This window comes from Corynebacterium sp. ACRPE (assembly GCF_022347435.1).
In the GTDB taxonomy this organism is placed as follows: Bacteria; Actinomycetota; Actinomycetes; order Mycobacteriales; family Mycobacteriaceae; genus Corynebacterium; species Corynebacterium tuberculostearicum_D.
Genome location: NZ_JAKRNA010000025.1, coordinates 20760 through 31826, shown reverse-complemented (window position 1 = coordinate 31826; position 11067 = coordinate 20760). Strand labels below are relative to the sequence as shown.

Here is an 11067-nt window from a genome sequence, read left to right as displayed (position 1 = left end):
CCACACCGAGGATTTCCCGTCGGGGGCTAGATATATGCTTCCGGAGCATATACTTTCCGGAAACCTACAGGTCAATCCGTGAAAATCCGCGATTCCGGACACACTTTTTGACCCTTAACCCTTCTTTGAGACTGGTGGCTAAGTTTAGAAGTTCATCTGGATTATCTGCGGGGCGTTGCTGAGGCAGATTTCTCTGTGCTGCGCGAAAGCAAACATAGAATTAAAGGGTGGATTCGCCGCAGTCAAGAACTTAGCCAGAGACCTAGCGGCCAACAATCCTTTCAATAACACGACTCTCGAGGGATTCGATAAGACTGCCCCAGGCGTCAGGCCCCCTGTCAACCTTTTCATCACTTTCTGCGAGGGTGTCATCTATCAGAGTGTTTGCTACTTTTACCCAAGTATCGCAATCTGCACCGTTCGGCACGGAGACTTGTTTTACCGTCCGGGCAGTGTCCCAGTCCGGACTCCTTTCAGGCACATATTTATTTGGAAATTCCGGACCGTACACCCTACATTCCAAGAAGTTATGGTCTGCTTCACGTAGAGCTTTCAGCTCAAGCCGAGGGGAAAATAGATCAAATCCAGGGTCCCCGTTCATCTCCGATCTCTCTATCAAATTAATTACGCGAGAATTATCATTTTTACTGCTATCAATATGCATACCGTCAACAGTATCTAGTTCACGATCCTCCTACCATTGATCGCCCCTTTGAGGTAAACCCCTCGAATCGTAAAGGACAATCATGAAAAACTACGCCAACCTTTTTGAGTACACTGCACAGCCAGCAGACAGTCAACGCATCCTTGAATTTGAAAGCAAGCTTGGCAAAAAGCTACCTGATGATTACAAGATGCTGCTTTCAGAAACTGGAGGCGGCATCCTCAACCTAGAAAAATGCTTCCTTACAGATATTTCCCTGCCTGATGGGGACACCTTGGAGGTCGTTGTTGAAGATATCTTCGGCAACGGCACAGCAAGCAATGGCGCTCATGTTGATTTGATTGACTACGCAACCTTCCTCATGGATGAGTGGGAGATTCCCGAAGAAGTCCTTCTCTTGGCTGCTAGCGAAGACGGAATGCATCAATGCTTTGTCATTAACTACGGCTTGCCAGATTTCCCAGAAGGCGCCGTATTGTACGTGGATACCGATCCCGATGGGATCATCATGCCCGTTGCAGAATCAGTCGACGCATTCTTGTCTAAGCTAGGCCCCTACCCAGACCAAGAAGAAACGGTTGAAGATGCAGAGCCGGATAACATCGGGATCAATGGTGTTCGATATGGATCCCTTTCTGAACCTCTCCGAAAGGCGATATCTGCCACTCCAACACCAGGAATCGAAAAGCTTTTAAAACAGGCCACAGAGCTCATCACCAAAGATTTAAATCCAATAATCACCGAGAATAGCCCTGAAAGTCGAACCTTTTACGACGTTGTGTATTGGATTGTTCAGCATATTGAGCCCCAACACGATCCTGAAACATTTGCCAACGGAGGCCGAGAAGGACAAATACTAACCTTCCCAGAACTCATGAAGAACTCATTTATAGTTCCTGGTCAGAAATACGAACTCGGCTACACGCTCGCATCCTTAATCATGTGGTGGGATCGCAGAGTCAAAGAAGGAGTTCTCAAAGAAACCGACAACGGTTTCATCCTCGACGAGAATTACGCCGGTAGCGTCTTCGATCGGCTTCGCCAAGGAGAGATCCAAAACTAGCTTTTCCAGAATTGTTGTCCCCGCGCCCAGCATTTGAAAGCAATCGCCCAAAGTAGAGGACACCATTACTAAACAATGGGGTACACCCAGTGCGACAGATGTGTCGCAAAAATGGCGAGACCGAGCCTATTGGCAACAGCAAACTACTGCGCCGTAACTGTCCCGCTGGGGTGCCCCTGTATGGCACTGACTCGACGAGGCCGCGAACGAGCAGCCTCTTGAGAAGGCGAAAGGCAGCGGCAGCGAACCTGGATCGGTTCAGATCTGCGAGATGGATGCGCTCATCGGTTCGCCGCGTTGCTCGAGGTTCCGGCTGCGTCCGCAACGGAGTGGGCGAGGTGCTCTGCCAGCGCGGCGCGCAGTTCGGGCGGAAGGGGGGCGGCTCCGACGGATTCGCTAAGCCAGAGTCCGTCGGCGGCAAGGTACGCGACCATCTTCTGCAGCGCCCGAGGGTCAGTCGGGTCAATCTCGGCAGGGTCGGGTATCCATCGGGAGATGACCCTTCTCCACGGCTTGTTGAGCTCGCTGTCGGTGCTCGCCTCGAGCATGAACAGCAGCTCGGGGCCAGTGGCGCTGCGAGCGCTCACGCGGGCGTAGGCGGCGACGCGCTCGTCCTGCGTTGCCTCGTCTGGGTCCTTGCCCAGGACGTTGATCATCTCGTGGTCCCAGCGCTCGGCAAGATGCTCGTGCAGCGCGAGCACCAGGGCGTCCTTCGAGGGGAAGTGGTAGAGCAGCCCACCTTTGGTGAGTCCGGAGGCGGCGGCCACCGATTCGTACGTGACGGCCGTGACGCCGTCGGTTTCGACAACGTGGAGGGCGGCTTGGAGGATGGAGTCTCGTTTGCTGGTCCGCATGAGCGGTCCTTTCGTGGTCAGTGCTCGGAGTGCAGCTGCGACTGCGTGCCAGGCAGGTACCGACGCAGCAGCACTCCCGTGATGACAGTGGCCGCTGCCAGGACGCCGGCAACGACTAGCATCACGACGAGGTACGCGGAGTCGAAGGCCGTGGAGGCCGCCTGAATGATGGCGGCGTCTCCCTGCGCCGCCTCCAGTGCCTCAGCGATACCGTCACCAGCCGCCGCCGGTGCGCCGTTGGGGAGGACAACACTGGCGGTATAGATGGCCGTGAGCAGGCTTCCGAGCACGGACACGGCGATGAGGCTGCCGAACTCGTAGGAGACCTCTTCGAGGGAAGCGGCCATGCCTGCACGGCGCACCGGCACGTTCCCGATGATGGCGGTGGAGGCGACCGACATGGCAGCTCCGAGACCGGCACCCGTCACCAGAAGGCCGAGAACCAGCACGCCGAAGGATGATTGGAACCCGACTACCGTCACCACGACGCCGCCGGTGGCGACGGCGAGACCACCGGTGATCAGCGCGAGCAGCCCGACACGGTGCAAGAAGGCACCACCCAGGAGCGCTGTCGGCAACGAGCCCACGGCAATCACGGCAACCAAAAGCCCAGCCTCCAGCGGACTGAAGCCGACGACCTGCTGGAACCGTTGCGTGGTGACAAGCTGGATGCCACCGATGGCGAACATCGCGAACGCCGCGGCGAGCACGCCAGCACTGAACGCCGGGTTGAGGAAGATGGAGAACTCCAGCAGCGGATTCTCCAGGCGCCGCTGACGGCGCACGAAGAGCCAGAACCCGATGGCAGCAACGAGCAGCGCAACAACAATGGTCGCGACAGACGGGGGCGCGTGGCCGATCTCCTTGATGGCCACCACCGTTCCGACGAGCCCGATCATCACCAGTATCGAAGACACGGCATCCCAGCGCTTCGAAGGATCCGGGTCATTGGCCGGGCGGATCAACCAGGTAGCAACCAGCGCCAGCGCCACTACGGGCACGTTCACCAGGAACACCGAGCCCCACCAGAAGTTCTCGAGCAAAGTTCCGCCGAGGATGGGGCCCAGCGCGGCACCCACCACGGAGAGGCTGCCCCAGATCGCGATCGCGAGGTTCCGCTCGCGCTCGACCGTGAAGTACGTGCGGATCAGTGCCAGGGTTGCCGGCATCATCGCTGCCGCACCGACAGCGAGCACAGCGCGTGCACCGATCAGCACCTCGGGCGACGGCGCCAACGCTGCGAGCAGGGACGCCAACCCGAAGATCACCAGGCCGACGACGAACATCTGCGTGTGGCCGATGCGATCACCGAGGGTCCCGCTACCGAGCAGCAGGCCCGCCATCACCAGGGGGTAGGCGTTGATGATCCACAGGCTCTGGGTGCTTGATGCCTGAAGGTCCTCGGTCAGTGTCGGCAATGCCGTGTACAGGATCGAGTTGTCGAGGGTGATCAGTAGGAGCCCCGCTCCGACAGTCACCAGCAGCGACCAGCGTCGCCGTTTCGTCATCGTGGACATGCGCGTCTCCTTAATCGTTTAATCGTGAACAACGTAAGTGTACCGGATGGATGGTGTAGTTATGTCTACTGCGAGAGAGATCCGCGTCACTCCCTGTTCACGGCGCCTAAGGCCAGTGACTACGAGCGTGGCGCTCATTTGGGTACACCCTATTAATAAAACGGAAGACTCCGTAATAAACGCAACTTACTGCACTTTATCGGGCCAAAACCCGGATTCTCGTTCCAGAATTATTGCCCTACATTGAGCACTTAATAAGCAACCTCTTAAAAAGTGGGACACCATTACTGGACGATGGAGTACACGATGTGGGGAATCACGATGTCGTCATGACACGGTTCAAAGAGGCGCTGTCGGAGCACATTTGTGAGGTGTCGTTCATACGCCCGCTTTCGTGTGCCGACTGACCTATTGCGAATTGCTTTTAGAGCTCGATGGTGCGATCCAGTGAAAGGCGGGAACAGAAGTATTCATCGTGGCTGACTACGAGTAACGCTCCGTGGTAAGCGGAGAGGACGTCGACAAGCCAGTCCGCGGTGGGGATATCCAAGTTGTTTGTCGGCTCATCAAGTAGCAGGAACTGCGGTGCGGGGGAAGTAAGCAGTACGCGTGCGAACTCGGCACGGAACCGCTCGCCTCCGGAAAGGTGTCCCACCGGTGTGTGGACACTGTCATTCTGGAACAACAGCTGCGCCAGCTTGTCGCGGAGAAGCTGCGGGTCAGCCTGTGGATTGCTTTCCGTGACCAGCTCCCACACACTCTTTTCGGCCGGCAATGTGATGCGTTGACGTAGGTAGCTGCAGGGCAGTGCGTAGTCGACGTCGCCGCTGGCAATCCGGTTGAGAAACGTGGTTTTCCCCGAGCCATTGGCACCGGCGAGTCGGACGCGTTCGGGGCCGACGATTGTCAACAGCCCGCTGCCCAGAACGCGCGTGGCATTGGGAAGGCTGGTATCGGGTAGCTCGATGTGAACATGAGTGTCCTCCCGCAACATAAGCTGCGCAGAGTCATAACCTTCCCGAGCCTGTGACACCGAGGCTGCGGCATCACTGGCACGTTTGGCTGACGAGACCTGGGATCGGTTCTTATCGTTTCCCATGGCCATGCCGGGCTTGCGTTTCGAGGTAGCGAACTTTTTTCCACGGCGGGCGTCACGGGCGAGCCGTGTTTGCATCTCGGCACGTTGGCGAACTTCCTTGCGGTAGGAGGCTTTGGCCTCACTTACTTCCGCCCGCACGGTTTCCTGCTCGTGGGCGATGGTTTGATGGTAGTGCTCAAAGTTTCCGCTAAACATACGTAATGAGCCGTGATAGAGCTCAGCTATTTCGTCAGCGTGGTTAAGCAGCTCCCGATCATGCGAGATGACCACCATGGGTGCCGGGGAAGCGTCAATCATATGCAGGAGGTGATCCCTGGCGGCGGCGTCGAGATTGTTCGTGGGCTCATCAAGAATGATCATCTCTGGTTGGGTGAAAAACAGTGCTGTCAGCGCCACAGCGACGGCCTCTCCTCCCGACAAGCTGCCGACACTGCGATCAAGGGCAAAGTTCAGCTCCGACGCGCTAAGGGCGGCCTGGATCCTTTCCTTGAGATCCCAGTTGTCAGCAACGATGTCCGCGAGTTCCTCGGAGTAGTTGCCCGCTTCGATCTCCGCTAGGGCATCTAAAATCTCGCGGGCCTTAAATACGTCTGCGATGGTGTCGGTCACTTTAAGCCCCAAATCTTGGTCAAGGTAGCCGATTTTAGGGGCCGTCACGGAGCCGGAAGTGGGTTGATAGATACCGGCCAGCACCTTAGCGAGGGTCGATTTTCCTGAGCCATTAGCGCCGACAAGGCCGGTGAAAGATGCGCTGAACGTGGCGCTTAAATCCGAAAAACAGGGAGTGCCGTCGGGCCAGGTGAAAGAGAGGTGGGCAAAAGAAATAGGCATGCCGTGTTCCGCCTTCGAGTCAACGATGAATAGGTGAGCGTCGAATTAGGAACGGATCTTCATAGGGTGGAACTGTACCTCGAACTAATCTGTGCGTCAATGCTCACTAACTTTAGAAGCGCGCATAGATGTCTGCTGGAGTACACCCTATTGTTACGCCGCTTTGGAGCAGAATGTTTCCTGTAAATATGGCCGTTCCTAGCATTGTTTTACACGCGTCTAGTGGGGTCTAGGCCTTATGTTTACAGAAAGTGGTGAGTGTGGTGTTATCGCCTGACGGTTTCCATAGGTTGCATCCCTCAGTGTGGTGTAACGCTTGCTGATGGTCACTGACATCTTGCGCCACTTGAAGAGTGTGAGACGGCAAAAACTAATCCAACTGGTCCACAGCGAGGTCCCAATACCCGCTGGGTAGTTTGCCTCTAAAAGGCAGCGGAACTTAGACCCCAACCCCGCACCCTACGTGACGGCGGTAACTATAGTTCGTAGATATGACCGCACCACGAACTAAGACGCAGCACGAGTTGCTCCAAGAACGCGCAGCGGCGGTGGACCTGCGCGCCTATCACCTCCACCTCGATCTCTCGGAGGTACTCGATAGCCCCACCTACCGCGTGACTACCCGCCTCGAACTCAGCAGCAGCGAGCCTGAGCTTTTTCTGGATTACCTGGGCGAATCCGTCGCGGAGGTCAAGGTCAATGGCACCCCGCAGGAGGTGGACTTTGATGGCAGCATCATCCGGCTGCACGGCCTGCCGGTAGGGGAGGAGCTCGCCATCGAGGTCACCGGCCACTCGCGCTATTCGCGCACCGGCCAGGGTCTGCATCGGATGCACGATCAGGCCGATGACGCGACCTACCTGTATTCACACCTCGAGCCTTCCGACGCCCGCCGCATCTTCCCCTGCCTGGAGCAGCCGGATCTCAAGGCCGTCTTCCACGTGCGCATGACCGCACCGAAAAGGTGGCAGATCCTTTCCAACCAACCGGAAGTCGAACGCAGCGAGGAGGGCGATCTCGCCACCGTTACTTTTGCGCCAACCCCGCCGCTGTCGACGTACCTGACTTCTTTCGCCGCCGGCCCCTACCGGTACCAAGAGCGCACGTGGACCGCCCCGGATGGCAGCCACTCGGCACAGCTGCGCGCCTTTGCGCGCGCATCCATGTTTGAGCACCTGGACGAGGAAATCCTGGAGCTTACTGCCCAAGGCATGGACTTTTTCCATCAGAACTTTGGCTATCCCTATCCGTGGGGCAAGTACGATTCCATCTTTGTACCCGAATACAACCTCGGCGCGATGGAAAATCCCGGCCTGGTGACGTTTACGGAGAACTACATTTTCCGCTCCCGCGCCACCCGCGCGCAGCATGCCGGCCGTGCAAATACCATCCTGCACGAGATGTCCCATATGTGGTTCGGTGATCTGGTCACTCCGCAGTGGTGGGATGACCTGTGGCTCAAGGAGTCCTTCGCGGAATTTATGGGCGCGGATTCTTCCGTCCACGGCACCGACTACACCGAGGCCTGGGCAAACTTTGCCGGCGCCCGTAAAAATTGGGCCTACCTGCAGGATCAGCTGCCCACCACGCACCCCATCAAGGCGGAGATCCCGGACGTGGATGCCGCGCGCCAAAACTTCGATGGCATCACCTATGCCAAAGGAGCGGCGGTTCTCAAGCAGCTGGTGCATTACGTCGGCCGCGATAATTTCTACGCCGGTGCGCGCGACTACTTCCAGGAGCACGCCTTCGCCGCCGCCACCTTTGATGACCTCCTGCAGGCGCTCAAGAAGCACACGGACCGCGATCTTGATGCCTGGTCGCAGGCCTGGCTGCGCACGTGGGGCCCGGATACCCTCACCCCGGAGTTGCACACCGAAGGCGAGAAAATTGCGGAGCTGGCCATCAGTGCAGACGCCGAGGACGTCACCCGACCGCACCGCCTGACCGCTTCGCTCTTTGATGCGTCCCTGCACAAGTACCGCGAGATCGACATCGATCTTCCCGCCGGCGATGGCACCACCCGCACCATCATCGATGAAGCGGCAGGCCTTCCGGCCCCTGCATTGCTACTGCTTAACGACGCCGACCATACCTACGCCAAGATCCGCTTCGACGAGACCTCCCTAGACACAGCGAGTGAGCGCCTGACCGACATCGAGGATGAATTGACCCGCGCGGTAATCTGGACCGCCCTGTGGAACCTCACCCGCGATGGGGAAATGTCGGCGATTGACTATGTGGGGGTCGTCGTCAAGCACGAAGCCTACGAGACCAATACCACGCTGCTGGCTGCGGCCTGCGCCAATGCCAACTTTGCCAGTGCGCATTATGTTGCAGACGCCGACCGCGAGCAGGTCCGTACCGACTATGCCGAGGCAATCTGGGGCCACCTAGACGAGGCCGAACCAGCCTCGGATGCCCAGCTGGTGCTCGCTCGGGCCGCCATCCGCGCCCTCGCCGCAACGCCGGAAGAATCCGGCACCGAGCGCCTTAAGGCCCTGCTCTCCGGTGACATTGCCGGCCTTCGCTTGGACCCCGAAATCCGCTGGTCGATCTTACGCGCCCTCGCCGCCCGCAATGGCGTAACTCAGGCCGAGCTCGAAGAGGAAAAGCGGCGCGATAATACGCTGACCGGCGCTACCGAATTCCTCGGCGCCAGCCACGCCTTCCCCACGCCGGAGACCAAACGCTCCGCGTTCGATAAGGCGCTCACGCCCGGCGCATATTCCAATGCCGAGGTCGACGCACTGGTCGCCGGATTCAATGCCCCGCGTTCAGCTAGCTTGCAGGAGGCCTTTGCAGAGGAGTTCTTCTCTCGCGTGGAAGATATCTGGGCCGCCCACCCGATTGAGCTTGCTAACCGCCTCATCCGTGGCTTCTACCCAGAATTGCCGATGGCCGATGCCGCCACCACGCGCCTGCTCCACCGGGATCTGCCAGGAGCGCTGCGCCGTATCCTGCTGGAATGCCGCGATAACCTGCGGCGCACCCTCCGCGTGCGGGCTGGTCAATAGACTGTACCGCCTAGCGCTCGCGGCCTAGTTCCCCTCGGGTCACACTGTGTATAACAGTTGTTGATCCGGGGGGAATCTACATATGACGCTGAGCCATGACCGCAGTGACGAAGAACTAGTTGATGCTTTTATTGAGGGGGATAATAAGGCCTTTTCCACCATCGTGGAACGCCACCGCACGCGGCTGACCACGGTGGCGCGGCGCTACACCAGAAACGATCATGATGCCCAAGATGTGGTCCAGGAAGCCTTCCTGCGCGCCAGCTGCAACCTGCACTCCTATCGCCGCGAGTCTGCGCTTTCGACCTGGCTGCACCGGCTGGTGAAAAATTCTGGCTATGACTACTTGAACCACCGTTCTAACAGGGAAAATGCTTCTTTAGATGCGGAGGACTTCGACGACGATCGCAACCCGCTGCTCGCGCATAACCCTTCCGAAAACCTTGCGGAGCAGCTGGTGGTGCGAGAAGCCATGCAGCTGCTGCGCGAGGATCAGCGCGAGGCGCTGGTGCTTACCGACGTCGCCGGGTTCCGCGTCGGCGAAGTTGCCACCGCCCAAGGGGTAAAGCCCGGCACCATTAAATCCCGCCGCGCCCGAGCGAGGGAAGTCCTACGCGCCGCCATGGGGTGAGTTTGCTAATACCGACGTTTGTCAGCGTGGCGGGTAGACTCAGGGCGTTACGCGAAACCACACTCTGATTTTAGGGAGTTAGCAATGACCGTCCACGATGTTGCCATCGTAGGTTCCGGCCCTGCCGGTTACACCGCCGCGCTGTACGCGGCACGCGCCGAGCTCAACCCGATTGTATTCGAGGGCTTCGAGTACGGCGGCGAGCTTATGAATACCACCGAGGTAGAAAACTACCCCGGCTTCCAAAAGGGCATCATGGGCCCAGAGCTCATGGAAGAAATGCGCGCCCAGGCCATCCGCTTTGGTGCGGATCTCCGCATGGAGGTCGTTGACTCCGTTGAGCTGGAAGGCGATATTAAAAAGCTGCACGTGGGTGACGAGCTCTTTGAGGCCCGCGCCGTCATCCTCGCCACCGGTGCCGCCCCGCGCCACCTCGGCGTACCAGGTGAGGAAGAACTTACCGGCCGCGGCGTTTCTACCTGCGCTACGTGCGATGGCTTCTTCTTCAAGGACCACAATATTGCCGTTATCGGCGGCGGCGACTCTGCCATGGAGGAGGCTACCTTCCTCACCAAGTTCGCGGACTCTGTCACCATTGTGAACCGCTCCGAGAACTTCCGCGCCTCCAAGATCATGCTGGAGCGCGCCCAGGCCAACGAAAAGATCAAGTGGGAGACCAATAAGGTCGTCGAAGAAGTTATTGAAGCCGATGGCAAGGTCGGCGGACTCAAACTCAAGGACGTCACCAACGGCGAGACTTCCACCTTGGACGTCACTGCCATGTTCGTAGCAATTGGCCATGATCCGCGCTCTTCCTTCCTCAATGATCAGGTCAAACTCAATGACAACGGCTATGTTGTAGTGGAACAACCCACCACCAAGACCTCCCTGCCAGGCGTTTTCGCCTGCGGTGACTTGGTGGATGACCACTACCAGCAGGCAATTACCGCGGCCGGCTCCGGTTGCCGTGCGGCAATTGATGCGGAACATTTCCTCGCAGAAAACCGTTAATTCAGTATGAGCAATGTCAAGAAAGTAACCACCGATACGTTCCGTAAGGACGTCATCGAGTCCGATAAGCCCGTCGTCGTCGACTTCTGGGCCGAATGGTGCGGCCCGTGCAAGAAGCTTTCCCCCATCCTGGAAGAGGTAGCGGAGGAGTTGGACGGCCAAGTCACCGTCGCCAAGGTTAACGTCGATGAAGAGCGCAACCTAGGCGCCATGTTCCAGATCATGTCCATCCCAAATGTGCTGATTTTCAACCACGGCGAGAAGGTAGACGAATTTGTAGGTCTGCGTTCTAAAGATGACATCGTGGCGCAAGTGAAAAAGCAGCTTTAACTGTTAATCTAATTCCTATTAGATTAAGCGTGTAGAAATTCTGGAATGCG

9 protein-coding genes are annotated in these 11067 nt (G+C 58.0%); 5 read left to right on the top strand and 4 right to left on the bottom strand.

What is annotated here, in order from left to right:
* Nucleotides 1-262: 262 nt before the first annotated feature.
* Nucleotides 263-664, bottom strand: coding sequence for a hypothetical protein (locus MHY13_RS10390; RefSeq protein ID WP_049152276.1), 402 nt, complete (start codon nt 662-664; stop codon nt 263-265).
* 82 nt (nt 665-746) lie between these two features.
* Here MHY13_RS10390 and MHY13_RS10385 point away from each other — a divergent pair, with 82 nt between their 5' ends.
* Nucleotides 747-1727 carry an SMI1/KNR4 family protein gene (locus MHY13_RS10385; protein WP_049152275.1) on the top strand — a complete coding sequence of 327 codons (981 nt, stop codon included), beginning with the start codon at nt 747-749 and terminating at the stop codon, nt 1725-1727.
* Between the two features lie 281 nt (nt 1728-2008).
* Here the strand turns inward: MHY13_RS10385 and MHY13_RS10380 are convergent, their stop codons facing one another.
* The 3 genes from MHY13_RS10380 to MHY13_RS10370 all read right to left on the bottom strand — a co-directional run bounded on the left by MHY13_RS10380 (nt 2009) and on the right by MHY13_RS10370 (nt 6028).
* A complete protein-coding gene (locus tag MHY13_RS10380) occupies nt 2009-2581 on the bottom strand; it encodes a TetR/AcrR family transcriptional regulator (protein WP_021353195.1) in 573 nt (190 codons plus the stop codon).
* Nucleotides 2582-2598: 17 nt separating this feature from the next.
* Nucleotides 2599-4098: an MFS transporter gene (locus MHY13_RS10375; RefSeq protein ID WP_049361325.1), complete on the bottom strand. Its 1500-nt coding sequence runs from the start codon at nt 4096-4098 to the stop codon at nt 2599-2601.
* A 424-nt stretch (nt 4099-4522) separates the two neighbouring features.
* A complete protein-coding gene (locus MHY13_RS10370) occupies nt 4523-6028 on the bottom strand; it encodes an ABC-F family ATP-binding cassette domain-containing protein (protein WP_011113060.1) in 1506 nt (501 codons plus the stop codon).
* A 491-nt stretch (nt 6029-6519) separates the two neighbouring features.
* Here MHY13_RS10370 and pepN point away from each other — a divergent pair, with 491 nt between their 5' ends.
* From pepN to trxA, 4 genes are all read left to right on the top strand, one after another.
* A complete protein-coding gene (gene pepN, locus MHY13_RS10365) occupies nt 6520-9045 on the top strand; it encodes an aminopeptidase N (protein ID WP_239283045.1) in 2526 nt (841 codons plus the stop codon).
* Between the two features lie 82 nt (nt 9046-9127).
* Nucleotides 9128-9676, top strand: a complete 549-nt coding sequence (locus tag MHY13_RS10360; protein WP_005326023.1) for an RNA polymerase sigma factor — start codon at nt 9128-9130, stop codon at nt 9674-9676.
* A gap of 84 nt (nt 9677-9760) precedes the next feature.
* Nucleotides 9761-10687 carry a thioredoxin-disulfide reductase gene (trxB, locus tag MHY13_RS10355; RefSeq protein WP_005326022.1) on the top strand — a complete coding sequence of 309 codons (927 nt, stop codon included), beginning with the start codon at nt 9761-9763 and terminating at the stop codon, nt 10685-10687.
* 6 nt (nt 10688-10693) lie between these two features.
* Complete coding sequence (gene trxA, locus MHY13_RS10350; protein WP_049378064.1) at nt 10694-11017, top strand: thioredoxin; 324 nt, start codon at nt 10694-10696, stop codon at nt 11015-11017.
* The last annotated feature ends 50 nt before the right edge of the window (nt 11018-11067 follow it).

Coding starts and splice junctions, on each gene's coding strand:
- trxA (WP_049378064.1), top strand. CDS start 10,694: ATGAGCAATGTCAAGAAAGTAACCACCGATACGTTCCGTAAGGACGTC.
- MHY13_RS10390 (WP_049152276.1), bottom strand. CDS start 664: ATGCATATTGATAGCAGTAAAAATGATAATTCTCGCGTAATTAATTTG.
- trxB (WP_005326022.1), top strand. CDS start 9,761: ATGACCGTCCACGATGTTGCCATCGTAGGTTCCGGCCCTGCCGGTTAC.
- pepN (WP_239283045.1), top strand. CDS start 6,520: ATGACCGCACCACGAACTAAGACGCAGCACGAGTTGCTCCAAGAACGC.
- MHY13_RS10370 (WP_011113060.1), bottom strand. CDS start 6,028: ATGCCTATTTCTTTTGCCCACCTCTCTTTCACCTGGCCCGACGGCACT.
- MHY13_RS10375 (WP_049361325.1), bottom strand. CDS start 4,098: ATGTCCACGATGACGAAACGGCGACGCTGGTCGCTGCTGGTGACTGTC.
- MHY13_RS10360 (WP_005326023.1), top strand. CDS start 9,128: ATGACGCTGAGCCATGACCGCAGTGACGAAGAACTAGTTGATGCTTTT.
- MHY13_RS10385 (WP_049152275.1), top strand. CDS start 747: ATGAAAAACTACGCCAACCTTTTTGAGTACACTGCACAGCCAGCAGAC.
- MHY13_RS10380 (WP_021353195.1), bottom strand. CDS start 2,581: ATGCGGACCAGCAAACGAGACTCCATCCTCCAAGCCGCCCTCCACGTT.